Below are 23466 nucleotides of genomic sequence, written 5' to 3' on the forward strand. Positions count from 1 at the left end.
ATGAAAAAATTACGCAGCAAAATGACGACCGAAGAACTGGCGGAATGTCTCGGGGTTGCCAAACAAACCGTCAATCGTTGGATCAGAGAACAAAACTGGACCACCGAAAAGTTTCCCGGCGTTAAAGGGGGTCGTGCAAGGCTGATCCATATCGACTCCAGCGTCCGTACGTTTCTGCTCAATATTCCGGCTTTTCGCAAAGTCCCTGAAATTTATCAGGCTGAGGAACCGCTGGCAGAATATACCCACGTGGTGCGTAGCCACGCCTGTCGCCAGATAATCAGCGCACTGGACAACATGTCCCCAACGGAACAAGAAAAGCTGGCTATGTATATTTCGCGCGAAGGTATTCGCACTTTTCTTACCCGTCTGGGTATTGATGAGTCTGAATAACAGGCAAAAAAACGGCAGGATGCGCTCCTGCCGTTGTTTCATAGCTCAATCGATCTTACTGCTGGCTTTCACGCTCAGCAATAAACGCCAGCGCTTTATTAATACGCTCAATGCTGCGTGATTTACCAATCGCATGCACCGTGACGTCTAACGCCGGAGACTGACCCGCGCCGGTTACGGCTACGCGCAGCGGCATCCCAACTTTACCCATACCCACTTCCAGCTCATCAGCGGTTGCCTGAATCGCGTGGTGCACGTTTTCTGCCGTCCACTCGCTGATAGCAGCCAGCTTATCGCGAACCACTTCCAGCGGCTGACGCGCTACCGGACGCAGGTGTTTCTTAGCTGCATCCGCGTCGAACTCAGCAAAGTCTTCGTAGAAGTAGCGGCAGCTCTGCGCCATCTCTTTCAGCGTTTTGCAGCGCTCACCCAGCAGTTTAACCAGCTCAGACAGCTGCGGACCGACGCGAGTATCGATATTTTCCTGCTCAATGTGCCATTGCAGATGCGTTGCCACATATTCTGGTGCCAGCGAATTAATGTAGTGATGGTTCAGCCACTGCAGTTTTTCGGTGTTGAACGCACTGGCAGACTTGCTCACCGCACTAAGGGAGAACAGTTTGATCATCTCTTCACGGGTGAAGATTTCCTGATCGCCGCTGGACCAGCCCAGACGCACCAGATAGTTCAGTAGCGCTTCCGGCAGGTAACCGTCGTCGCGATACTGCATAACGCTGACCGCACCGTGACGTTTAGAGAGTTTTTTACCGTCGTCGCCGTTGATCATCGACACGTGTGCATAAACCGGCACCGGCGCATTCAGCGCTTTCAGGATGTTGATCTGACGCGGAGTGTTGTTGATATGGTCTTCACCACGAATAACGTGAGTGATTTCCATATCCCAGTCGTCGACAACAACACAGAAGTTGTAGGTCGGGGAACCGTCAGTACGGCGGATGATCAGATCGTCCAGCTCCTGGTTGCTGAATTCGATCGGCCCACGGATCTGGTCGTCAAAAATAACGGATCCATCCTGCGGGTTGGCAAAACGCACCACGCATGGTTCATCAGCAGCATGATGCTCATGGCCGTGGCGGCAGCGACCGTCGTAACGTGGCTTCTCACCGTTTGCCATCTGCTCTTCGCGCAGTGCGTCCAGACGCTCTTTGGAGCAATAGCATTTATACGCGGTACCGGCTTCCAGCATCTCATCAATCACGGCGTTGTAGCGATCAAAACGTTTGGTCTGGAAGTACGGGCCTTCATCCCATTCCAGATTCAGCCAATTCATGCCATCCATAATGGCTTCAATAGCTTCCGGAGTGGAGCGTTCGAGATCGGTGTCTTCAATACGCAGCACAAACTCACCGTCATGGTTACGTGCAAAAAGCCAGGAATATAGAGCAGTACGCGCACCACCGACATGCAGGTAACCTGTCGGGCTTGGCGCGAAGCGAGTTTTGATTTTCATGAAATGGCCTTACGTTTATAAAGATGCCGACAACCGGCAAATCCTGGGAAGATTATCAGGCTCGTATTCTATCACTGTGGTCTGATTCCTCAATGTTGTTCAGGTTGGAACATCACGCTTTGCCATTTTCGTATACAAATCATGCTGCATGGATTGATTTGCGATCGTTTTGTTTAAATTTACGACGAACGAACAAATTCTTTAGAAAATGCGTTGACTCATTTTCAACTCTCCCTATAATGCGACTCCACACAGCGGGGGTGATTAGCTCAGCTGGGAGAGCACCTCCCTTACAAGGAGGGGGTCGGCGGTTCGAACCCGTCATCACCCACCAACTACTTTATGTAGTCTCCGCCGTGTAGAGTAAGAAATTGAGAAGTGGGTGATTAGCTCAGCTGGGAGAGCACCTCCCTTACAAGGAGGGGGTCGGCGGTTCGATCCCGTCATCACCCACCACTTTCTCGCCAGCTGGATTTCTTACAATAAAATTGAAGTACCGAAGTGGGTGATTAGCTCAGCTGGGAGAGCACCTCCCTTACAAGGAGGGGGTCGGCGGTTCGATCCCGTCATCACCCACCACTTCGGGTCGTTAGCTCAGTTGGTAGAGCAGTTGACTTTTAATCAATTGGTCGCAGGTTCGAATCCTGCACGACCCACCAATGTAAAAAGGCGCCCTAAAGGCGCCTTTTTGCTATCTGCGATTTATAAGATTCTAACCTGCATCGCCTGATGCGCTACGCTTATCAGGCCTACAGAGAATACCGCGCACGTAGGCCGGCACAGACAACACAACACGCGTAGGCCGGATAAGACGTTAGTCGCCATCCGGCACAGACATCACATCGTCAATGCCGCTACCAGTTTCTCCAGCGCGGGTGTCGCCTGCTGTTGGTCATACACAATATACAAATCCGCCGGAATACGTTCCTCTAACGGTCGAAATACCACGCCAGGCCAATTCATCTGCGCATAGCTGTCAGCAATTAACGTAATACCAATCCCCATGCTGATCATCGCCAGCACCGTTTGCGGCTCCTTCACCTCACGAATAATCATCGGGGAAAATCCAGCACTCAGGCAAACTCGCTGCAAAAATGCCCAGTCAGTATGAATGGAAGGCATTGTGACAAAATATTCATTTCTCAACGCCTCCAGCGGTATGGACTCACAGGCAGTAAGAGGATGTTCTTCCGGCATGGCAACCAGAAAAGAGGACTCATGCAAACGCAAACTGGTAAACCCGGGAGAAAGCTCCGTAGCCATCCGCCAAATTCCCGCATCCAGTTCACGCCGTTCCAGCATCGTCATCTGCATCGCGGGCATGTTCTCGCGAAACAGCACCTCAACATTGGGATTATCCTTCATAAAACGCCGCATCACCGGACGCATTTTTCCCCACATCGCTGTACCGATAACGCCAAGCTCAATTCGCCCTGCCTCACCACGACCAATTTGCTCCACTCTCGCCAGCGCCTGATTGGCACTGGATAACAGTCGGCGCGACTCTTCCATCAATATCTTTCCCGCGTGAGTTAACGCCACGCTGCGGGAATGACGGATAAATAGCAAAGTGCCGAGCTGTTGCTCCAGCTCTTTAATATGGGTACTGAGCGGCGGTTGCGACATATTCAGGCGAGCAGCAGCACGTCCAAAATGCAGTTCTTCTGCGACAGCAAGAAAATAACGCAGTAACTTCAGATCGATGCGGTGCGTGCGTTCCATGGATAATGCGCTCCTGAAATAAGGATAATGCACAAAGTTATCACATTGCCTCGCAGAAAATGAAACGGCGGGTATCAGATCCCGCCGCCAATGGAGTGTTAATGTGCCGGTGATTTCTGTGCCAGTCGTTCAGGCTCATGCTTGTACTTGAAGAACAATGCAAAGATAACCGCCAGAGCCAGCGCATACGCGGCAAACACCAGCCAGATAGTTTGCCAATCCTTGACGCCATCAACAGAAAAATAGTCTACCGCCATACCACTCAGGATTGATCCCACCCACGCGCCAACGCCGTTTACCATCGTCATAAACAGCCCTTGCGCGCTGGCGCGAATGTTAGAGCTAACCTCCTGCTCGACAAATACCGATCCCGAGATATTGAAGAAATCAAACGCACAGCCGTAGACGATCATCGACATCAGCAGCAGCACAAAACCAAACGGCGACGGATCGCCAAAGGCAAAGAAGCCAAAGCGCAGCGTCCATGCCAGCATGCTCATCAGCATCACCGTTTTTATGCCAAAGCGTTTAAGGAAGTACGGAATAGTGAGAATAAAGCCCACCTCCGCCATCTGTGAAACGGAAAGCAATATGGAGGGATACTTCACCACAAAGCTGTCGGCAAATTCCGGGTTACGGGCAAAATCATGCAGGAACGGATTGCCAAAGACGTTGGTGATTTGCAACACCGCCCCCAGCATCATCGCAAACAAAAAGAAGATTGCCATCTGCGGTTTTTTAAATAGGACAAAGGCGTCCAGACCGAGCTTGCTAGCAAGCGTGGTGTTTGCTTTCTTCTCAGCAACCGGGATTTTCGGCAACGTAAGCGCATAGAGAGCCAGCAGCAACGATGCCCCTGAAGCGATATACAACTGCGCGCTGCTCAGTTCCAGTCCCATCAAACTGACTGTCCACATCGCCACAATAAACCCTATGGTGCCAAACACACGAATTGGCGGGAACGCGGTGACCGGATCCTGACCCGATTGTGCCAGACACGAGTATGAGACGCTATTCGATAACGCAATCGTCGGCATATACGCCATTGCGTTAACCAGCATCACCCAAAACATGGTCTGCGGATCGGTAACGGTTGTGGCATATAGCAACACGCCCGCACATACAAGATGACAAAGCATATAGGCGCGCTCGGCGCGTAGCCATTTATCGGCAATGATGCCCATAATGCCCGGCATGATAATCGCCGCTAGCCCTTTCGAACTGTAAATCATACCGACGTTCGCACCGGTAAAATCCAGGGTATTAATCATGTAGGAACCCAGGGTTACCAACCAGCTTCCCCAGATGAAATATTGCAAAAACGACATGAGCTTTAAGCGAGATGCGATACCCATTTTTCCGTTCCTTGCCATAAAGTAAGACCCCGCAAGCGGGGTCATTTTTTAGTTATTCAGGCCAGTTTGCGCAAGAATCCGCAGATCAAATTGATGAAATTCTGCCGGGAGAGTTCCGCCGCAGCCAGCGTCTGCGCGTGAGATAATTTAACATCACCCAGACCTTCCGCCAGGTTGGTGATGGCCGCCACCGCAACCACTTTCAAACCGCAGTGGCGCGCAGAGATAACTTCAGGCACCACCGACATCCCCACCACGTCGCCACCGATAATTTGCATCATGCGGATTTCTGCCGCGGTTTCAAAGTTCGGCCCCGGATAAGAGACAAAAACCCCTTCACTCAGCGAGAATCCTTCCTCAGCGGCAACAGTTTGCAGGACCGCACGGTAGTCAGCATCATAGGCATTCGCCAATGAAAAGAATCGCTCACCAAAACGCTCATCGTTTGGCCCTACCATCGGCGTACCCGGCATCGTATTGATGTGATCGCTAAGCGCCACGAGGCTACCCGGTCCGACTTCGGGACGCAAAGAGCCTGCGGCATTGGTGCAAAACAGCAGCTCACATCCCAGCAGCTTCAGCGTACGAATGGCATCCGTCATCACCGTCATACCGCGACCTTCATAGAAATGTCCACGTCCTTTCATACAGGCCACCGGAATTCCCGCCAGATTTCCCAATACCAGTTCACCAGCATGACCGTGTACGGTACTCACCGGGAACCCTGGTAGTTTCTCGTAAGAGATGGCAACCGCATCCTCAATTTGATCCGCCAGCGCCCCCAGGCCGGAGCCGAGGATAAAGGCTACGCGCGGCGTAAAATCCGGTTTGTAACCACGAATGATATCAGCGCTATACCAGGGATTTTGCGAGAAAAGAGAGTGGCTCATGAGATGTCCTTAATACTGAGTAATCGAAATAACGTAGCGTACCGCATTGTTATAGCGAGACTACGCAATCGATTACCAATACCGTTTATCCCGATTACCGATAGTAAATCGGTATAGATGGTATGTGCTAAATCAGCCTGAACTCACATTTTTTTTCTGCCAGAAATGGCAAGGAGTACCAACATATCTGGAATTCGTCAGACGAGTGGGCTGACAAAGCCCGCCCTGAGAATGACTGACAAACATTTGTTGATTATTAATAAGCGAAAGCAGGTATAACAACGCACTTTCGCTAATCAATAATCAAAACGGGGGAAACTTCTGTTTACTTTTTATAGAGTTCGCTGGTCACTACAGCCTGAGAACCATTGCCTGTAGAAGAGAAGTTCTTAATGACAAAGAAATCAGCACCTTCTTTATCTGCCATTTTCGAAATTTTGTGCATACATTGATTCACCGTATTTTCCGTTACGGTGATTGACTTGACATGCTTTAAACTATTGGCTTCTTGTTGCGAGATTTCTGTAGCAGCAAAGGCAGACAGACTGAGAAAACACAAAGAAGCGGCCAATGATGTGACTAATGTCTTTTTCATAACTATCCTCATAACTTACATATTAATATTTGAGCGTCAAGATATACTTTCCACATAATATTGCAAACAAAAACCCTTCAATTTATAAAATAGACGAATCGACAAACATTGAAGAGTAATGAACATCATATGTATTGTTCAATAGGTTTATTATAGCGGGTTAAATACTTTCATAATAAACGCAGAAAAATAACACTAAATATCCGCGAGGAATTTAGTGCCATTTGCAATTAATTACCGGCCACTTCGTCAAGAAGAGTTGCCAAAATGCTAACTGGAGCAACAATATTATGTGCAACACCATAATCAAACTCCAGAACAGTACTTGCATCCTGATAATCTATATGGGTATCACCATTGTCATCCTGCCAAATAACCACCCGTAGGGGTAACTCTATTGCCGCATGAGGATTTGCTTGCATGGCAGGAGTACCACCCTTTGGGTTACCAAACAGAAATAACATAGTCGGTCGCAGAGCAAGACCTACATCCGTTGCCGCTTGCTGTTGATCAACCTGCACAAAAATACGAATATTTTTAGCATTCAATACGCTGACGAGTCTGTTTACAGTATCATCAAAATTGAACTTACTAGGCAGCGTTTTTGTCCGCTCCGGCTTTCTCATCTGTCGTTCCTTTATTTATAGAATATTCATGAAAATACCCGCCAGCGAATGACGGGTATTGATAAATGCTAGCACAGTTATTTAGGCGTCACTTCGACAGAGCCCCAGCTGATACCATTTGGGTTGTTGTCTACCGGAAGCGTGTTCACTACCTTACGCTCATTAATGTCAATCATCGAGACAGAGTTTGCAAATGAGTTAGTTACGTAAGCATATTTGCCATTTTTATCGACAACCACGCCATGGGCCCCATCGCCAGTGGTGATGGTTTTCGCTACCGTAAGGCTTGCGATATCAATCATGTTTATTGTGTTACCCGGCTTGCTCTTCGAGCCCTGATTGGTTACCAGCATGCTTTTACCATCCGGAGTGCCAAACAGCTGGATTGGTACGGTACCGACATTAATTTTCTTCACAACTTTACGCGTTGCTGTATCAATCACCGCTACAGCATCTTCACCAGACAGGGAAACAAACACCAGTTTTCCGTCCGGTGAGAAACCTACCTGGGCTGGCATTTTACCTAATGGGATCTGCGCGACTTCTTTATTACTGGCTGTATCAACAACGGATACCGAGCCCCCTTTCATATTCGCGATATAAACTTCTTTACCGTCAGGACTCACTCTGAGGCCATGAGGGAATTTACCTACATTAATTGTCGTTAAATTTTTCAAATGTTCTGCATCAATCACGCTGATGGTGTTATCTGCACTATTTGAAATATACGCCATTTTCCCATCAGGGGTGACAACAACATGCGCAGGGTGTGCGCCAACCGGAAGTTTTGCAATAACCGTATCATTTTCGGCATTAATAACCCAAACTTCGCCATGTTCCTTTTTGCCAGCATGAGAATCTTTGCCCATGTCCATTTTCTCAGAATGAGCATCTTTACTCATATCCATATGTTCAGAGCCTGATGAATGTGTCCCGTTAGCACCAAGGTTGGTTACCCAAACTGTTTTATTGTCTGGTGACACCTGAACGTTATGCGGCATTTTACCAACATGTACTTTATCTACAGTCTTTAAAGACGCAGCATCAAGTACATTAACTGAATCTGCACCTTCATTTGCTACATACACTCTGTCTGCTGCAAACGTATAACCAGACCATGCCAGCATACTAATTTGCATTGCAATTAAAATTTTATTTTTGCTTATCATCACCGCCAATACCCCATTAGTTAAATATATTTACCGGATTAGTTTCAGCAACCAGCTATTGTAGGATTATTTAACATGTCACTAATATTACTCCATCGGGATCGTGTTAATTCTACCTATAACGAGCTACTGTATAAATTGCTTAGTCATTTCATTAATCAATCGCTATACATCATTGTATTAGATACTGCTATCCGTACTTGCGTATAAAGAGTATCAACCTTCCAGCAAGTGGAAGGTCAAGAAAAAAAAGTAATAATTTAAAATAGCCTTAAAAATCCGCAAGCTGAGCAATTGTCTAAGAATATCGCAGGAGAATTTATAAATATAAAGAGGTAGTCCGGTGCCGGGTAAAATATCAAAGTTAACGATCAGTTCATCGATACTGAAAGCCAAACCTAACGACATGACAAACACCAGCCATATCGTTAAAGCTGGTACAAAGGATCCCGTGCCCGACCGGCGGTCAATTCACTGGCCTGCATCCGCACCACGTCCCACAGCGCCTGGGCCGCAGTCGATAAAGAACGATTTTTACGTCGTGCCAGCATCAATTGTCGTTCCACAACCGGCGTCAGGCGTTTAACCTGCAAATGGCTGCCTTGTGGCAGAGGAAGCGCCAGCGCAGGCAGCACGCTGATACCAATCCCCGCCTCAACCATCGGGAACAGTGTGGCAGGGTGACCTATCTCCTGAACGATATTGGCCTCAATGGAAAAGTGGGCCAGTGCCGCATCGATCAACGGTCGACTGCCGGAAGCGTAATCCTGTAATACCAAGCGCTCATGATATAAATCCTGCCAATTTACCCATTCGCGTTGGGCTAGCGGATGATCCTCTCGACACAACAGCAGGAACGGTTCGGATAACACCGCTTCACACTGTAGATCGGTCACAGCACCTGGATCTATCACAATGCCAAAATCCACCTCGCCCTGACGAATACTCTCCAGCACCCACTGTTGCGGACGATCGTGCAGCACAAAATCGATTGCTGGATAAAGCTGATTACTCTGGGCAATACACTGTGGAATAAGGTGAGCTGATATTGTCTGGCTGGCGGCAACGCGCACCGTTCCGGTTAACTGCGTTCCCACCTGGCCTGCTTCACGCAGCGTGCTGTGCAGTTCATCCAGAATACGTTCCAGCCGAGCCGCCAACTGGTGCCCTGCTTCCGTCAGCACCACTTCCCGCGTTGTTCTATCTAACAACCGCACACCCGTCTGCCCTTCCAGCTCTTTAACGCTGTGGCTGACCGCAGACTGGCTTAAGCCAATGATATCCCCCGCCCGGCTAAAGCTTTTGGCCTGAGCGACGGTAACAAAGATACGGAGCTGACGCAGAGAGTAATTCATTTATTTGATTCATATATGGATGCAATAAATCAATTTTATTTCTCAAACAGAAAAACGCAAAATGTTCCTACCGAATTTCAGGAGCTTTTATGAAACTTTTTCGTATCCTTGATCCGTTCACGATAACGTTGATTACGGTCGTATTACTGGCGTCCTTTTTCCCGGCCAAGGGTGGCTTTGTGCCTTTCTTTGAAGGCTTAACCACCGCTGCCATTGCCCTGTTGTTTTTTATGCACGGGGCGAAGCTTTCGCGTGAAGCCATTATTGCTGGCGGTAGTCACTGGCGTTTGCATCTATGGGTGATGTGCAGCACGTTTGTTGTTTTCCCGGTACTGGGTGTTCTGTTCGCCTGGTGGGCGCCGGTTAATGTTGACCCGATGCTGTACACCGGTTTCCTGTACCTGTGTATTTTGCCGGCCACGGTGCAGTCGGCAATCGCTTTTACGTCGCTGGCAGGGGGTAACGTTGCCGCTGCCGTGTGTTCCGCTTCGGCCTCCAGCCTGCTGGGTATTTTTCTCTCGCCGTTGCTGGTTGGCCTGGTAATGAATATGCACGGCGCAGAAGGCAGTCTGGAGCAGGTGGGGAAAATCATGCTGCAACTGCTGCTGCCGTTCGTACTGGGACATCTTTCACGTCCGTGGATTGGTAATTGGGTGTCCCGACATAAAAAATGGATCGCCAAAACGGACCAATCATCCATCTTGCTGGTGGTGTACTCCGCCTTCAGTGAAGCCGTGGTTAACGGGATCTGGCACAAAGTGGGGATTGGCTCGCTGCTGTTTATCGTGGTGGTCAGCATCGTATTGCTGGCAATCGTGATTGGCATCAACGTCTTTGTTGCGCGTAAATGCGGCTTCAACAAAGCCGATGAGATCACCATTGTCTTTTGCGGATCGAAAAAGAGCCTGGCAAATGGGATCCCAATGGCAAATATTCTGTTCCCGACGTCAGTGATAGGAATGATGGTGCTGCCGTTGATGATCTTCCATCAAATTCAGCTGATGGTGTGTGCCGTGCTGGCACGTCGCTACAAGCAACAAACGGACGCATTGCAGGCGCAGCAGAAAAGCCGCGCAGCAAAGGCTTAGAGCGGGCGTTTCAGGGGCTGCACCAGTTGCGTCAGCCCTTCAGTTTTAATCAGCAGCGTGATTTGCATCAGCTCGCCGAGCTTGCCCGGCGGGAATTCATCTTTACGGGCAAACCACAGCAGATACTCTTCCGGTACATCAATCAGCCGACGCCCTTTATATTTGCCAAAGGGCATCACGGTATTGGCGATTTCAACCAGCTGCTCTTTTTCCATCTCAGGCACCCAGTAAGCGGATCATTTCAGCTTCATCGATCACGGCAATACCCAGTTCCTGCGCTTTTGCCAGTTTCGACCCCGCCGCTTCACCGGCAATCACCAGGTCGGTTTTCTTCGATACGCTACCGGCCACTTTTGCACCCAACTCAGTCAGTCGCGCTTTGGCGTCATCGCGTGACATCAGGCTCAGACTCCCGGTCAGCACCACCGTTTTACCCGCGAAGGGGCTGTCGATTTCTTCAGCGTTGATGACCACCGGCGCAGGCCAATGGATACCCTGCGCCAGCAGTTGGACGATCACCTCGCGGTTACTCTCTTCGGCAAAGAAATTAAACACGTGGGTCGCTACCACAATGCCGACATCCGGCACTTTTTGTAGCTCTTCAATAGAGGCCGCTTCCAGCGCCTCAAGGGTGCCAAAATGTGCCGCCAGACCAGCCGCCGTAGCTTCGCCGACTTCGCGAATACCCAGCGCGTAGAGGAAACGGGCAAACGTTGTTTCTTTCGCTTTTTCCAGCGCATTCACCACGTTTTGTGCCGATTTCGGCCCCATACGATCAAGACCGGTCAGCTTGCCTGCGGTCAGTGTGAAGAGATCCGCTGGCGTGTGGACATACTCTTTCTCGACCAGTTGATCGATAATTTTGTCGCCCATGCCGTCAACGTCCAGCGCGCGGCGGGAAACGAAGTGTTTCAGCGATTCCTTACGCTGCGCTCCGCAGATTAAACCACCGGTACAGCGTGTGACCGCTTCGCCTTCCACACGCTCAACGTCAGAGTTGCATACCGGACAGTGGGTGGGAAACTCAATTTCACGCGTATCGTCCGGGCGTTCGGAAAGCACGACGTTCACTACCTGCGGGATGACATCGCCCGCCCGGCGAATAACGACTTTATCGCCAATACGCAACCCCAGACGATCGATTTCATCGGCATTATGCAGAGTGGCGTTACTGACCAGAACCCCGGCAACCTGAACCGGCTCAAGACGAGCGACGGGCGTAATCGCCCCGGTACGTCCTACCTGAAACTCAACATCGCGAACAAAGGTCATCTGCTCTTGCGCCGGGAACTTAAAGGCCACCGCCCAGCGCGGCGCGCGGGCAACAAAACCCAGTTGCTCTTGCAATACCATGGAGTTGACTTTGATCACCACACCGTCGATATCGAATCCCAGCGTCGGTCGGTCTTCTTCAACCTTGTGATAGTAAGCAAGTACTTCCTCCGGAGAGTCGCAAAGCGTAACTCTGTCGCTCACCGGCAATCCCCACTCTTTAAATTGCAGCAGACGGCCCAGGTGGGTATCAGGCAGCACACCACCTTCCAGCACACCGACGCCATAGCAGAAGAAAGTAAGCGGTCGCTTCGCTGTGATACGCGGATCGAGCTGGCGCAATGACCCGGCCGCCGCGTTACGCGGGTTAGCAAACACTTTGTTGCCAGTACGGCGGGCCTCTTCGTTAATTTTTTCAAACCCGGCCTGCGGCAGGAACACTTCACCGCGCACTTCCAGACGCGTCGGAATGTTATCGCCACGCAGTTTTAACGGGATCGCACGAATGGTGCGCACGTTCGAGGTAATATCCTCACCCGTAGTACCATCACCACGCGTTGCGGCACTGACCAGCACACCGTTTTCATACAGGATACTGACCGCCAGCCCGTCCAGCTTCAGTTCGCAGCACCAGGTTAGTTTGTCCGTACTCTTCAGTCTGTCCTGCACGCGCTTGTTGAAGGCGAGAAAACTCTCTTCATCAAACACGTTATCCAGCGACAGCATTGGCACTTCATGGCGAATCTGGCTGAACGCTGCTAACGGGGCGGCGCCTACGCGCTGGGTTGGCGAGTCGGGGGTGATAAGTTCCGGATGCTGCGCTTCCAGCTCGCGCAGTTCACGCATCAGGCGATCGTATTCCGCATCGGGAATTTCCGGCGCATCCATCACATGGTAGAGATACTCATGATGGCGAAGCGTGGTTCGCAGTTCTGTCAGTTGTTGTTCGATTGATTCCATATCGCACCATCAATGATAAAAAACCCCCGACAGGCGGGGGTTTAGCAAGGATATGTCACGCCAGAGGAGAATCAGGCGTGAGATTCTTTAACTTCGCGGATGCGGTCCTGATACTCGCGCAGTTTCTGCGGCGTCATCATACGACGTTGATCGTCGAGCACCACACCACCCACTTCATCGGCAATGTGCTGTGCGGACTGCAGCATCAGCTTAAAGTTTTGCAGCTCGTCACCGTAGGACGGAACCTGCATAAAAATAGTCACGCCAGGGGTGCTGAAATCACCCGTCATTTCGGGGTCAAACGTTCCTGGGTTAACCATATTGGCAAGGCTGAACAGCGAAGGACCGCTGCCATCCGGACTCAAATGACGATGGAAAATATTCATGTCGCCAAATTTAAAACCGGCTTGCTGAATGCTGTTGAGCAGCACTTCACCGTTGAGCTCACTACCGTGATGCGCCGCAACGTTCATAATAATGACCGCTTCTTTACGCTGCGGTTTTTCAGCAACAGGCGCTTCTTCAACTACCGGCTCAGGCTGAGGTTGATGTTCAACGGCAGGCTCTGCGGGCTGGAAAGCCTGCGGCGCAGGTTGCGGTGCTTGCTGCACGGGCTGCTGAACCTGCGGAGCAACGGGCTGATGCTGCATCGGCTGCTGCGCAGGTTGTTGCTGAACAGGCTGATGCTGCACCGGCTGCTGCGGTTGTACAGGCTGCGGCTGCTGCTGAGCATGCGGCGGCGGTACCGGCGCTTGTGCAGGCTGCGGCGCGGGTTGACGCGGCTGAGCAGACGCATAAGGCGGCTGGTACTGGTGTTGCGGCGACTGAGGAGGAACACCATGTTCCTGCGCGTTACCGGGAGCATGATTCACACGATGGACGCGAACTTCGCCCACGCCTTCGTCTTCCTCGACGTTGTCGTCGAACGAATCCTCGTCTTCACGTTTAGACTTCATGCGTTTCAGTGGGCGATCGCGGAATATAGAAGACCGCTCTTTACGGCTAGTCCAAAAACCATGTACCAGTAAAGCGATTATGGCGATCGCGCCAACAATGATTAATATCAGACGCAAATCCTGCATCATTATATTCTCTGTTGTTCTAACACCTTGCCACCACGGCAAACATTTACTCACTAAGAGTATTTGTCGATTACGCCAAGTGCAAGTGCACTCTTGGCTTTCACGGCATAAAGATGAACAAAATTGTGCTTTTTGCTGTTTTTTCGAACATTTCTGAACAGCTTAACGCTCAACAACCCGGTAAGATACGCAAAGTTTACCAGAGCTTATATAACAAGGAGTATGTCCTGACCATGGTTTCATCATCTGCAGTCGTACCTCGCAGCGGCCTTTATTACTTTTCACAGGGATGGAAGCTCATCACCCTACCGGGCATTCGTCGCTTTGTCATCCTGCCTTTGCTGGTGAATATCCTGCTGATGGGCGGCGCATTCTGGTGGCTATTCACACAACTCGATAGCTGGATCCCCGCGCTGATGAGTCACGTCCCTGACTGGCTTCAGTGGCTCAGCTACTTGCTGTGGCCGATTGTCACTATCTCCGTACTACTGGTGTTCGGCTACCTGTTTTCCACCATAGCCAACTGGATTGCAGCGCCGTTTAACGGTCTGCTGGCTGAACAACTGGAAGCGCGCTTAACGGGCGCAACACCGCCTGACACCGGCGTTCTCGGCATCATGAAAGATGTTCCCCGTATTATGAAACGTGAATGGCAAAAGCTGGCGTGGTATCTCCCGCGCGCCGTCGTGTTGCTGATCCTCTATTTCATTCCGGGTATTGGTCAGACCGTAGCCCCGGTGCTGTGGTTCCTGTTCAGCGCGTGGATGCTGGCCATTCAGTACTGCGATTATCCGTTTGATAACCATAAGGTGCCTTTTAAGGAGATGCGCGTCGCGCTGCGCACACGCAAGGTCACCAATATGCAATTTGGCGCATTGACCAGCCTGTTCACCATGATTCCGGTGCTCAATCTGTTCATCATGCCAGTTGCGGTTTGTGGTGCCACGGCGATGTGGGTAGACTGCTATCGTGCTAAGCACGCGTTATGGAAGTAATGCAAAAATGTGTAAAAGCGGGCTGGCTTATGCCTGCTCTTATTCCATACTGCAACGCATTATTTCCTGGTGGCATATAGATATACGAATTCCTTACTTCCCCATACTTTCTCAACAGGTATGCTGAAGCGGTATCCCAATTTCATACAGTTAAGGACAGGCCATGAGTAAGATTTTTGAAGACAACTCGCTGACTATCGGTCATACGCCGCTGGTTCGACTGAACCGTATCGGTAACGGACGCATTCTGGCGAAGGTGGAATCACGCAACCCAAGCTTTAGCGTCAAATGCCGTATCGGTGCCAACATGATTTGGGATGCCGAAAAACGAGGTGTACTTAAACCGGGTGTAGAGCTGGTCGAACCAACCAGCGGCAACACAGGGATTGCGCTGGCCTACGTTGCCGCAGCTCGCGGTTACAAACTGACTCTGACCATGCCTGAAACCATGAGCATTGAGCGCCGCAAGCTCTTAAAAGCGCTGGGCGCGAACCTGGTGCTGACCGAAGGCGCAAAAGGTATGAAGGGCGCGATTCAGAAAGCGGAAGAAATTGTGGCCAGCGATCCGGAAAAATTCCTGCTGCTGCAGCAGTTCAGCAACCCGGCAAACCCGGAAATCCACGAAAAAACTACCGGCCCGGAAATCTGGGAAGATACCGATGGCCAGGTTGATGTCTTTATTTCTGGCGTTGGTACCGGCGGTACGTTGACTGGTGTGACCCGTTACATTAAAGGCACTAAAGGCAAAACCGATCTGATCACCGTCGCGGTTGAACCTACCGACTCCCCTGTTATCGCCCAGGCGCTGGCAGGTGAAGAACTCAAACCAGGCCCGCATAAAATTCAGGGCATCGGCGCTGGCTTCATTCCGGGTAACCTTGATCTGAAGCTTATCGATAAAGTCGTTGCCATCACTAATGATGAAGCTATTTCTACTGCGCGTCGTCTGATGGAAGAAGAAGGTATTCTGGCTGGGATCTCTTCCGGTGCTGCGGTTGCTGCCGCGCTTAAGCTCCAGGAAGATGAAACCTTTACCAATAAGAATATAGTGGTTATTCTACCGTCATCGGGTGAGCGTTATCTGAGCACAGCACTGTTTGCCGATCTCTTTACAGAGAAAGAACTGCAACAGTAGTGCCAGCATGTTAAAAACGCGTAAAAAAGCACCCTTTTGGGTGCTTTTTTGTGGCCTGCTTCAAAGTTTCAACTCGCCTGGCATTGATTCAACCCGCCGGAACTGGTATTTAACCAAACTAATTATTTTGATGCGCGAAATTAATCGTTACAGGAAAAGCGCTAGCTGAATCGATTTTATGATTTGGTTCAACTCTTCCTTTCGCGGCATAATGTTTAATGACGAACGAAACGTCAGCGGCAAGAAGTTGCCAGCAACGGATTGCACCGAACTCCTTTTGTGTCGCGTCCAGTTTACGCCGATGCTAACAATACAGGCTAAAGTTGAGCCGCCAGGCTAGACTTTAGTTCCACAACACTAAACCTATAAGTTGGGGAAATATAATGTTCCAGCAAGAAGTTACCATTACCGCTCCGAACGGTCTGCATACTCGCCCTGCTGCTCAGTTTGTTAAAGAAGCAAAAGGCTTTACTTCTGAAATTACTGTGACTTCCAACGGCAAAAGCGCTAGCGCCAAAAGCCTGTTTAAACTGCAGACTCTGGGCCTGACTCAGGGTACCGTTGTCACCCTGTCCGCAGAAGGTGAAGACGAGCAGAAAGCAGTTGAGCATCTGGTTAAACTGATGGCTGAACTCGAGTAAGTTCAACGAGTTCTTTTAAATATCAGTCACAAGTAAGGTAGGGTTATGATTTCAGGCATTTTAGCATCCCCGGGTATCGCTTTCGGTAAAGCATTGCTGCTGAAAGAAGACGAGATCGTCATTGACCGGAAAAAAATTTCTGCCGACAAGGTTGATCAGGAAGTTGAACGTTTTCTGAGCGGTCGTGCCAAGGCATCTGCGCAACTGGAAGCGATCAAAACCAAAGCTGGTGAAACGTTCGGTGAAGAAAAAGAAGCCATCTTTGAAGGGCATATCATGCTGCTCGAAGATGAGGAGCTGGAGCAGGAAATCATAGCCCTGATTAAAGATAAGCACATGACGGCTGATGCAGCTGCGCATGAAGTTATCGAAGGTCAGGCCACAGCCCTGGAAGAGCTGGATGATGAATACCTGAAAGAACGTGCGGCTGACGTACGTGACATCGGTAAACGCCTGCTGCGTAACATTCTGGGTCTGGCAATTATTGACCTAAGCGCTATCCAGGACGAAGTTATCCTGGTTGCCGCAGACCTGACCCCGTCAGAAACCGCACAGCTGAACCTGAACAAGGTGCTGGGTTTTATCACTGACGCGGGCGGACGTACTTCCCATACCTCAATCATGGCGCGTTCTCTGGAACTGCCTGCTATCGTAGGTACGGGTAACGTCACCTCTCAGGTGAAAAACGACGACTATCTGATTCTGGATGCCGTAAACAATCAGGTTTACGTCAATCCGACCAACGACGTTATTGATCAACTGCGTGCCGTTCAGGAGCAGGTTGCAACCGAGAAAGCGGAACTCGCTAAGCTGAAAGATCTGCCGGCTATCACGCTGGACGGACATCAGGTTGAAGTTTGCGCCAACATCGGTACCGTTCGTGACGTTGAAGGCGCTGAGCGTAACGGCGCTGAAGGTGTGGGTCTGTACCGCACCGAATTCCTGTTCATGGACCGTGAATCGCTGCCAACTGAAGAAGAACAGTTTGCTGCGTATAAAGCCGTTGCTGAAGCCTGTGGCTCTCAGGCGGTCATCGTCCGTACCATGGACATCGGCGGCGATAAAGAACTGCCGTACATGAACTTCCCGAAAGAAGAGAACCCGTTCCTGGGCTGGCGTGCCGTGCGTATCGCCATGGATCGTAAAGAGATCCTGCGTGACCAGGTTCGCGCTATCCTGCGCGCCTCTGCTTTCGGCAAGCTGCGTATCATGTTCCCAATGATCATCTCTGTTGAAGAAGTGCGTGCACTGCGCAAAGAGATCGAAATCTACAAACAGGAACTGCGCGACGAAGGTAAAGCATTTGACGAGAGCATTGAGATTGGCGTGATGGTGGAAACACCAGCTGCGGCAACAATTGCGCGTCATTTAGCCAAAGAAGTTGATTTCTTTAGTATCGGCACCAATGATTTAACGCAGTACACCCTGGCAGTTGACCGTGGTAATGATATGATTTCACACCTTTACCAACCGATGTCGCCATCTGTGCTGACGCTGATCAAGCAAGTTATTGATGCTTCTCATGCTGAAGGCAAATGGACTGGCATGTGTGGTGAGCTTGCAGGCGACGAACGTGCTACACTTCTGTTGCTGGGGATGGGTCTGGACGAATTCTCTATGAGCGCCATTTCTATCCCGCGCATTAAGAAGATTATCCGTAACACGAACTTCGAAGATGCGAAGGTGTTAGCAGAGCAGGCTCTTGCTCAACCGACAACGGACGAGTTAATGACGCTGGTTAACAAGTTCATTGAAGAAAAAACAATCTGCTAATCCACGAGATGCGGCCCAATTTACTGCTTAGGAGAAGATCATGGGTTTGTTCGATAAACTGAAATCTCTGGTTTCTGATGATAAGAAAGACACCGGAACTATTGAGATCGTTGCTCCGCTCTCTGGCGAGATCGTCAACATCGAAGACGTGCCGGATGTAGTTTTTGCTGAAAAAATCGTTGGTGATGGCATTGCTATCAAACCAACCGGTAACAAAATGGTTGCTCCTGTTGATGGCACCATCGGCAAAATCTTTGAAACCAACCACGCTTTCTCTATCGAATCCGACAGCGGCATTGAGCTGTTTGTTCACTTCGGTATTGATACCGTTGAACTGAAAGGCGAAGGCTTCAAACGCATCGCTGAAGAAGGTCAGCGCGTGAAAGTGGGCGACCCGGTTATTGAATTCGATCTGCCGCTGCTGGAAGAAAAAGCCAAGTCTACCCTGACTCCGGTTGTTATCTCCAACATGGACGAAATCAAAGAGCTGATCAAACTGTCCGGTAGCGTGACAGTGGGTGAGACTCCGGTTATCCGCATCAAGAAGTAATTCTTTTTGCAGAGAAAAATGGCGCCAGCAGGCGCCATTTTTTTATCTGATGGTTATCAAAACCCTGCCGGATGGCGCTACGCTTATCCGGCCTACAACAAACTCCGTAACGTAGGCCGGATAAGGCATATGCGCCGCCATCCGGCGTTAAATTTGTGAGGTGACTGGTCGGTAACACGCCTCGCGCATCAGGATTTTCATCCCTTCCGGCCCGCTTTCCAGCATCCGTCGCTCCGAGTCTGCCACTAACAATTCACAGTCGTAGCCACCCGCAATACCAAACATGGATCGCGCTACGCAGATATCTTCCAGCGCTGCTGCCCCGTTGGTGTCAAAATGTCCAACCATACGCCCATTCTGGCGAACTACCAGCCGGTAACTCTTCATCGCGCCTCCCCTGCCGGTGGCAGAATTAATTCATCACAGCCGCACAGGTGCGTCCACGTCATCACGTCCAGTACACGCTGCGCGGCGTCGTGAGTAGCAGTCGTCAGCGTTTTCCCCAGTACAAGGCCGCTCACCAGCTCTGCACAAAACAGATCGCCAGTCCCCTTCAGATCCGTTTTCACTCGCTGATGGGCTAACACCTCAACCGTTTCAGCCGTCACCACCGCAACGTTAATAATCTCTTCGGTATCCCCCGGTGCGCTGGTAATTACCACCCATTTCAGGGTGTCAGTGAGCAGTGATTGTGCCGCCGTAATGGCTTCATCAAGCGTACGACACGGCTTTCCGCTCAGCATTTGCAGCTCGAACACGTTCGGGGTCAGCCCCTGAGCCAGCGGCAGCAGGTGCTGACGATAAGCCTCCGGGATTTCGGCTTTGACATACATACCGCTATCCGTATCGCCAATCACGGGGTCGACCAAAATGCACAGGTCCGGATGCGTGGCCCGAACGGTTTCCAGCCACTGTGCCAGCAAGGCGATTTGCTCCGCGCTGCCCATGTACCCTGTAGTCACCGCCTTTAGCTCGCGCAAGGCATCACGCTCGCTTAAGGCGCGGAGATAGCCGCTAAACCAGTCGGGCGGAATAACGCCTCCGTAAAAGGTTTCATAATGCGGGGTATTACTGAACAGCACCGTGGGTACTGCCGTCACGCGTAACCCCTGCGCTTTAATGGCCGGGACGGCGATGCTGTTGCCTACGCTGCCATACACCACCTGTGACTGGACGGCGACGATATCGGTCTGTAACGCCCGATTCGTGTCGTCAAAGAGCACTGACTGGATATCACTCTCCTGCTCCATAAATTTCTCCTCTCTCTGGACAGCGGGCCTACGCCTCACTATTATCGTCATATGCTAAAATTCATTTTGTCATAGGTCAATAATGATCGACGGAAAAACCGCTAACGAAATTTTTGACAGTATCCGTCAACATGTCACTACAGGCACGCTGGCAGCAGGCGAAACGTTGCCGCCAGTGCGGGAACTGGCAACGGAATTAAACGTGAACCGCAATACTGTCGCGGCGGCTTACAAACGCCTGGTCACCTCCGGGTTGGCGCAGAGCCTGGGACGCAACGGCACGGTGATTAAGGGGATTACTGCCCCCGTTGCGTTGGAGGGTGGTAATCCGAATACCCCGCTTATCGATCTTTCCGGCGGTAACCCAGCGCCCTCGCGTCTTCCTGACCTGAGTAGTTATTTCGCAAAGATAAATAAGAGTCCGCGGTTGTATGGCGATGCCGCTGTATCACCTGGACTTAAGGCGTGGGCATCACAATGGATGCAAAATGCAATGCCCGGCAAAGGGGAAATTGATATCACCAGCGGCGCCATTGATGCTATCGAACGGCTACTGTGCGCCCATTTACTGCCTGGTGATAGCGTTGTCGTAGAAGATCCGTGCTTTTTGAGCAGCATCAACATGCTGCGTTATGCTGGTTTCTCCGCCAGTCCGGCCAATGTTGACCACGAAGGTATGCTGCCGGACCAACTGGAACTCGCGCTACAGAAAGGTGCGCGGGCGGTGATTCTGACACCGCGCGCGCATAACCCCACAGGATGCAGCCTGAACGCATCCCGCGCGGCGCAATTGCAGGAAATCCTGGCCCGCTATCCGCAGACGCTGGTGATCGTCGACGACCACTTTGCGCTGCTATCTGCTTGCCACTGGTATCCGGTGATTGCGAAGGAAACCACGCACTGGGCGATTGTCCGTTCGATGTCCAAAACGTTAGGTCCGGATTTACGCCTGGCCATTGTGGCCAGCGATCCGCTCACTTCAGGGAAGCTACGTTTACGGCTCAACTCCGGCAGTCAGTGGGTCAGCCATCTGCTGCAGGATTTGGCCTGCGCCTGCCTGAGTGACGAGACTTATCAACACACACTGGTGCAAACTCAGCAGTTTTACGCCGCCCAGCAGCAAACGTTGGCGGTAGCACTGCGGCGACATGGCATTGAGTTACCCGTTGGTGACGGTCTGAATATGTGGCTACCGCTGGAAAATAACAGCCAGGCAATCGCTTTTGCGCTGGCGAAGTCCGGCTGGCTGGTGCGGGAAGGCGAAGTGTTTGGCGTCAATACGCCTGCCCACGGCCTGCGTATTACGCTGTCAACCTTAACTGACAGCGACATTGATAAGCTGGCGGCTGATATTCATCAGGCGCTAAAACGCTAACAGGAGAGAAAAAGTGCGAGTTCATTTTGTTATTCATGAGTCTTTCGAATCTGCTGGCGCGTATCTGCCATGGGCCGAATCACGCGGTTATAGCGTCACCTGGTCGCGCGTTTATGCCGGAGAAGCGGTCCCTGCGAACGCCGATGATTTTGATATGTTGGTGGTGTTTGGCGGTCCGCAGTCACCACGAACCACGCTGGCAGAGTGCCCGTACTTTGATTCTCAGGCCGAGCAGCATCTGATCAACCAGGCGATTACAGCACGTAAAATTGTGGTGGGGATCTGCCTGGGTTCACAGTTAATCGGCGAAGCGCTGGGTGCGAAGGTGTGCCAGAGTCCGGAAAAAGAGATTGGTCACTACCCTATCGTTCTGACCGAAGCCGGTCAACAGCACCCGCTGTTCAGCCATTTCGGCTCACCGCTTACCGTCGGTCACTGGCACAACGACATGCCAGGATTAACCGACCAGGCGACCATTCTTGCTGCCAGCGAGGGCTGCCCACGACAAATCGTGCAATACGGTAATTTTGTTTATGGTTTTCAGTGCCATATGGAGTTTACGGCTGATGCTATAGAAGGGCTTATTCAACACTCCGAACAAGAACTGGCGGAAGCTAAAGGCAAGCGCTTCATCCGTTCCGTTGAAGAGATGCGAGCATGGGATTATCAGCAGATGAATGAGAAGCTGTGGCAATTCCTAGATAAGCTTGTGGAAAAACGTAACGATTGATTATGGCAGGCCGGATAAGACGCTTTACGTCGTCATCCGGCGCTCGTGCCGTACGTTTGCCTGATAGTGCTATGATTATCAGGCCTGAAAACTAAATCCCTAATCCCTGGTTAAAGTGCTCTTCGCCAAACACGCCGGTTGAAAGGTAGCGATCGCCGCGATCGCAGATGATCGCCACCACCACCGCTCCCGGTGTCGCGCGCGCTACACGTAACGCCCCCGCTACCGCGCCACCAGAACTGACACCACAGAAAATCCCTTCGCGCACGGCCAGTTCACGCATGGTGTTTTCCGCATCGTTCTGGTGAATATCCAGCACCTCATCCACCAGCGAGGCGTTGAAAATGCCCGGCATATATTCCGCAGGCCAGCGGCGAATTCCCGGAATACTACTGCCCTCTTCCGGCTGCAGGCCAACGATAGTGACCGCTTTTTCTTGCTCACGCAGAAAACGCGACACACCGGTAATGGTGCCTGTCGTTCCCATACTGGAGACAAAGTGGGTAATACGACCTGACGTCTGCTGCCAGATTTCCGGTCCGGTGGTGGTGTAATGCGCGTACGGGTTATCCGGATTATTAAACTGATCCAGCAGCTTGCCTTCTCCACGCTGCGCCATTTCAAGGGCTAAATCGCGCGCGCCTTCCATCCCCTGCTCTTTGGTGACCAGAATCAGCTCGGCACCATAGGCGCGCATCGCCGCACGGCGCTCCTGACTCATGTTGTCTGGCATCAGCAGCTTCATACGGTAGCCCTTCAGCGCGGCGATCATTGCCAGCGCGATTCCGGTATTACCGCTGGTAGCCTCAATCAGCACGTCGCCTGGCTTAATTTCTCCGCGCTTTTCCGCTTCGACGATCATCGACAACGCGGCGCGGTCTTTCACCGAACCTGCGGGATTATTGCCTTCCAGCTTGACCCAAATTTCACTGCCGTTATCCGGCGCCAGACGTTGTAATTTCACCAGAGGCGTATTGCCAATTGTTTGTTCTAATGTGTTCACGTTTTCAGCTCAATAAAAATGCCGGGTGGCGCTGTG

Annotated in this window: 23 protein-coding genes and 4 tRNA genes; 13 read left to right on the top strand and 14 right to left on the bottom strand. The window is 51.1% G+C overall.

The window, feature by feature from the left end:
- The gene (locus tag OGY06_RS10485; RefSeq protein WP_003834896.1) at positions 1 to 393 is read left to right on the top strand and encodes a MerR family transcriptional regulator; all 393 of its coding nucleotides are present in this window, start codon (positions 1 to 3) and stop codon (positions 391 to 393) included.
- Between the two features lie 55 nt (positions 394 to 448).
- Here the strand turns inward: OGY06_RS10485 and gltX are convergent, their stop codons facing one another.
- Complete coding sequence (gene gltX / locus OGY06_RS10490; RefSeq protein WP_003834898.1) at positions 449 to 1864, bottom strand: glutamate--tRNA ligase; 1416 nt, start codon at positions 1862 to 1864, stop codon at positions 449 to 451.
- 258 nt (positions 1865 to 2122) lie between these two features.
- On the opposite strand from gltX, the gene OGY06_RS10495 reads away from it, so the two are divergent.
- The 4 genes from OGY06_RS10495 to OGY06_RS10510 all read left to right on the top strand — a co-directional run bounded on the left by OGY06_RS10495 (position 2123) and on the right by OGY06_RS10510 (position 2523).
- Positions 2123 to 2198, top strand: a tRNA-Val gene (locus OGY06_RS10495).
- A gap of 46 nt (positions 2199 to 2244) precedes the next feature.
- A tRNA-Val gene (locus tag OGY06_RS10500) sits at positions 2245 to 2320 on the top strand.
- A gap of 47 nt (positions 2321 to 2367) precedes the next feature.
- A tRNA-Val gene (locus OGY06_RS10505) sits at positions 2368 to 2443 on the top strand.
- A 4-nt stretch (positions 2444 to 2447) separates the two neighbouring features.
- A tRNA-Lys gene (locus tag OGY06_RS10510) sits at positions 2448 to 2523 on the top strand.
- 178 nt (positions 2524 to 2701) lie between these two features.
- On the opposite strand, the gene OGY06_RS10515 is transcribed toward OGY06_RS10510, so the two are convergent.
- From OGY06_RS10515 to OGY06_RS10545, 7 genes are all read right to left on the bottom strand, one after another.
- A complete protein-coding gene (locus OGY06_RS10515) occupies positions 2702 to 3586 on the bottom strand; it encodes a LysR family transcriptional regulator (protein WP_149335096.1) in 885 nt (294 codons plus the stop codon).
- A gap of 98 nt (positions 3587 to 3684) precedes the next feature.
- Positions 3685 to 4941: a nucleoside permease gene (locus tag OGY06_RS10520; protein WP_003834901.1), complete on the bottom strand. Its 1257-nt coding sequence runs from the start codon at positions 4939 to 4941 to the stop codon at positions 3685 to 3687.
- A gap of 56 nt (positions 4942 to 4997) precedes the next feature.
- Positions 4998 to 5831: a xanthosine phosphorylase gene (gene xapA / locus OGY06_RS10525; protein ID WP_003834904.1), complete on the bottom strand. Its 834-nt coding sequence runs from the start codon at positions 5829 to 5831 to the stop codon at positions 4998 to 5000.
- 325 nt (positions 5832 to 6156) lie between these two features.
- Positions 6157 to 6426: a YdgH/BhsA/McbA-like domain containing protein gene (locus OGY06_RS10530; protein ID WP_003834906.1), complete on the bottom strand. Its 270-nt coding sequence runs from the start codon at positions 6424 to 6426 to the stop codon at positions 6157 to 6159.
- A gap of 230 nt (positions 6427 to 6656) precedes the next feature.
- A complete protein-coding gene (locus OGY06_RS10535; protein ID WP_286605287.1) occupies positions 6657 to 7052 on the bottom strand; it encodes a DUF302 domain-containing protein in 396 nt (131 codons plus the stop codon).
- A gap of 77 nt (positions 7053 to 7129) precedes the next feature.
- Positions 7130 to 8221, bottom strand: a complete 1092-nt coding sequence (locus tag OGY06_RS10540; RefSeq protein ID WP_003834910.1) for a YVTN family beta-propeller repeat protein — start codon at positions 8219 to 8221, stop codon at positions 7130 to 7132.
- A gap of 428 nt (positions 8222 to 8649) precedes the next feature.
- Positions 8650 to 9576: a LysR family transcriptional regulator gene (locus tag OGY06_RS10545; protein WP_003834913.1), complete on the bottom strand. Its 927-nt coding sequence runs from the start codon at positions 9574 to 9576 to the stop codon at positions 8650 to 8652.
- Between the two features lie 89 nt (positions 9577 to 9665).
- Between OGY06_RS10545 and OGY06_RS10550 the strand changes: the two genes are divergently transcribed.
- Positions 9666 to 10664, top strand: coding sequence for a bile acid:sodium symporter family protein (locus OGY06_RS10550; RefSeq protein WP_003834916.1), 999 nt, complete (start codon positions 9666 to 9668; stop codon positions 10662 to 10664).
- On the opposite strand, the gene OGY06_RS10555 is transcribed toward OGY06_RS10550, so the two are convergent.
- The 3 genes from OGY06_RS10555 to zipA all read right to left on the bottom strand — a co-directional run bounded on the left by OGY06_RS10555 (position 10661) and on the right by zipA (position 13981).
- Entirely contained in the window at positions 10661 to 10879 is a 219-nt protein-coding gene (locus tag OGY06_RS10555) for a DUF3820 family protein (RefSeq protein WP_003038102.1), read from the bottom strand. The two genes, OGY06_RS10550 and OGY06_RS10555, sit on opposite strands and share 4 nt — an antisense overlap.
- 1 nt (position 10880) lies before the next feature.
- Complete coding sequence (gene ligA, locus OGY06_RS10560; protein ID WP_206159759.1) at positions 10881 to 12896, bottom strand: NAD-dependent DNA ligase LigA; 2016 nt, start codon at positions 12894 to 12896, stop codon at positions 10881 to 10883.
- A 71-nt stretch (positions 12897 to 12967) separates the two neighbouring features.
- Positions 12968 to 13981 (bottom strand): cell division protein ZipA, encoded by a 1014-nt coding sequence (gene zipA, locus OGY06_RS10565; protein ID WP_003834924.1) that lies wholly within the window; start codon positions 13979 to 13981, stop codon positions 12968 to 12970.
- 230 nt (positions 13982 to 14211) lie between these two features.
- Here zipA and cysZ point away from each other — a divergent pair, with 230 nt between their 5' ends.
- From cysZ to crr, 5 genes are all read left to right on the top strand, one after another.
- Entirely contained in the window at positions 14212 to 14973 is a 762-nt protein-coding gene (gene cysZ, locus OGY06_RS10570) for a sulfate transporter CysZ (RefSeq protein WP_003834927.1), read from the top strand.
- Positions 14974 to 15136: 163 nt separating this feature from the next.
- Positions 15137 to 16108 carry a cysteine synthase A gene (gene cysK, locus OGY06_RS10575; protein ID WP_003038091.1) on the top strand — a complete coding sequence of 324 codons (972 nt, stop codon included), beginning with the start codon at positions 15137 to 15139 and terminating at the stop codon, positions 16106 to 16108.
- Between the two features lie 383 nt (positions 16109 to 16491).
- Positions 16492 to 16749, top strand: a complete 258-nt coding sequence (ptsH, locus tag OGY06_RS10580; protein WP_002913505.1) for a phosphocarrier protein Hpr — start codon at positions 16492 to 16494, stop codon at positions 16747 to 16749.
- 45 nt (positions 16750 to 16794) lie between these two features.
- Positions 16795 to 18522: a phosphoenolpyruvate-protein phosphotransferase PtsI gene (ptsI, locus tag OGY06_RS10585; RefSeq protein ID WP_003834993.1), complete on the top strand. Its 1728-nt coding sequence runs from the start codon at positions 16795 to 16797 to the stop codon at positions 18520 to 18522.
- Between the two features lie 40 nt (positions 18523 to 18562).
- The gene (crr, locus tag OGY06_RS10590; RefSeq protein ID WP_000522253.1) at positions 18563 to 19072 is read left to right on the top strand and encodes a PTS glucose transporter subunit IIA; all 510 of its coding nucleotides are present in this window, start codon (positions 18563 to 18565) and stop codon (positions 19070 to 19072) included.
- 147 nt (positions 19073 to 19219) lie between these two features.
- Here the strand turns inward: crr and OGY06_RS10595 are convergent, their stop codons facing one another.
- Both OGY06_RS10595 and pdxK read right to left on the bottom strand, forming a co-directional pair.
- The gene (locus tag OGY06_RS10595) at positions 19220 to 19459 is read right to left on the bottom strand and encodes a hypothetical protein (protein ID WP_003835004.1); all 240 of its coding nucleotides are present in this window, start codon (positions 19457 to 19459) and stop codon (positions 19220 to 19222) included.
- Positions 19456 to 20322, bottom strand: a complete 867-nt coding sequence (gene pdxK, locus OGY06_RS10600) for a pyridoxine/pyridoxal/pyridoxamine kinase (RefSeq protein ID WP_003835007.1) — start codon at positions 20320 to 20322, stop codon at positions 19456 to 19458. The genes OGY06_RS10595 and pdxK overlap by 4 nt, the downstream gene beginning before the upstream one ends.
- 82 nt (positions 20323 to 20404) lie before the next feature.
- Between pdxK and ptsJ the strand changes: the two genes are divergently transcribed.
- Together ptsJ and OGY06_RS10610 are read left to right on the top strand one after the other, a co-directional pair.
- A complete protein-coding gene (ptsJ, locus tag OGY06_RS10605; RefSeq protein WP_125112665.1) occupies positions 20405 to 21697 on the top strand; it encodes a MocR-like B6 salvage transcription factor PtsJ in 1293 nt (430 codons plus the stop codon).
- A gap of 13 nt (positions 21698 to 21710) precedes the next feature.
- Positions 21711 to 22427, top strand: a complete 717-nt coding sequence (locus tag OGY06_RS10610) for a type 1 glutamine amidotransferase (protein ID WP_063941683.1) — start codon at positions 21711 to 21713, stop codon at positions 22425 to 22427.
- 91 nt (positions 22428 to 22518) lie between these two features.
- On the opposite strand, the gene cysM is transcribed toward OGY06_RS10610, so the two are convergent.
- On the bottom strand, positions 22519 to 23430 hold the full coding sequence (cysM, locus tag OGY06_RS10615; protein WP_003835014.1) for a cysteine synthase CysM: 912 nt from the start codon (positions 23428 to 23430) through the stop codon (positions 22519 to 22521).
- Positions 23431 to 23466: the final 36 nt, after the last annotated feature.

This window comes from Citrobacter sp. Cpo147, from assembly GCF_030332405.1.
Classification (GTDB): Bacteria; Pseudomonadota; Gammaproteobacteria; order Enterobacterales; family Enterobacteriaceae; genus Citrobacter; species Citrobacter portucalensis.

Excerpts from the sequence above, each read along its gene's own strand:
- xapA (WP_003834904.1), bottom strand. The coding sequence starts at position 5,831 with ATGAGCCACTCTCTTTTCTCGCAAAATCCCTGGTATAGCGCTGATATC.
- zipA (WP_003834924.1), bottom strand. The coding sequence starts at position 13,981 with ATGATGCAGGATTTGCGTCTGATATTAATCATTGTTGGCGCGATCGCC.
- OGY06_RS10555 (WP_003038102.1), bottom strand. The coding sequence starts at position 10,879 with ATGGAAAAAGAGCAGCTGGTTGAAATCGCCAATACCGTGATGCCCTTT.
- gltX (WP_003834898.1), bottom strand. The coding sequence starts at position 1,864 with ATGAAAATCAAAACTCGCTTCGCGCCAAGCCCGACAGGTTACCTGCAT.
- OGY06_RS10550 (WP_003834916.1), top strand. The coding sequence starts at position 9,666 with ATGAAACTTTTTCGTATCCTTGATCCGTTCACGATAACGTTGATTACG.
- crr (WP_000522253.1), top strand. The coding sequence starts at position 18,563 with ATGGGTTTGTTCGATAAACTGAAATCTCTGGTTTCTGATGATAAGAAA.
- OGY06_RS10595 (WP_003835004.1), bottom strand. The coding sequence starts at position 19,459 with ATGAAGAGTTACCGGCTGGTAGTTCGCCAGAATGGGCGTATGGTTGGA.
- ptsH (WP_002913505.1), top strand. The coding sequence starts at position 16,492 with ATGTTCCAGCAAGAAGTTACCATTACCGCTCCGAACGGTCTGCATACT.
- OGY06_RS10515 (WP_149335096.1), bottom strand. The coding sequence starts at position 3,586 with ATGGAACGCACGCACCGCATCGATCTGAAGTTACTGCGTTATTTTCTT.
- pdxK (WP_003835007.1), bottom strand. The coding sequence starts at position 20,322 with ATGGAGCAGGAGAGTGATATCCAGTCAGTGCTCTTTGACGACACGAAT.
- OGY06_RS10535 (WP_286605287.1), bottom strand. The coding sequence starts at position 7,052 with ATGAGAAAGCCGGAGCGGACAAAAACGCTGCCTAGTAAGTTCAATTTT.
- OGY06_RS10530 (WP_003834906.1), bottom strand. The coding sequence starts at position 6,426 with ATGAAAAAGACATTAGTCACATCATTGGCCGCTTCTTTGTGTTTTCTC.
- OGY06_RS10545 (WP_003834913.1), bottom strand. The coding sequence starts at position 9,576 with ATGAATTACTCTCTGCGTCAGCTCCGTATCTTTGTTACCGTCGCTCAG.
- ptsJ (WP_125112665.1), top strand. The coding sequence starts at position 20,405 with ATGATCGACGGAAAAACCGCTAACGAAATTTTTGACAGTATCCGTCAA.
- ptsI (WP_003834993.1), top strand. The coding sequence starts at position 16,795 with ATGATTTCAGGCATTTTAGCATCCCCGGGTATCGCTTTCGGTAAAGCA.
- cysZ (WP_003834927.1), top strand. The coding sequence starts at position 14,212 with ATGGTTTCATCATCTGCAGTCGTACCTCGCAGCGGCCTTTATTACTTT.
- ligA (WP_206159759.1), bottom strand. The coding sequence starts at position 12,896 with ATGGAATCAATCGAACAACAACTGACAGAACTGCGAACCACGCTTCGC.
- OGY06_RS10485 (WP_003834896.1), top strand. The coding sequence starts at position 1 with ATGAAAAAATTACGCAGCAAAATGACGACCGAAGAACTGGCGGAATGT.
- cysK (WP_003038091.1), top strand. The coding sequence starts at position 15,137 with ATGAGTAAGATTTTTGAAGACAACTCGCTGACTATCGGTCATACGCCG.
- OGY06_RS10540 (WP_003834910.1), bottom strand. The coding sequence starts at position 8,221 with ATGATAAGCAAAAATAAAATTTTAATTGCAATGCAAATTAGTATGCTG.
- OGY06_RS10520 (WP_003834901.1), bottom strand. The coding sequence starts at position 4,941 with ATGGGTATCGCATCTCGCTTAAAGCTCATGTCGTTTTTGCAATATTTC.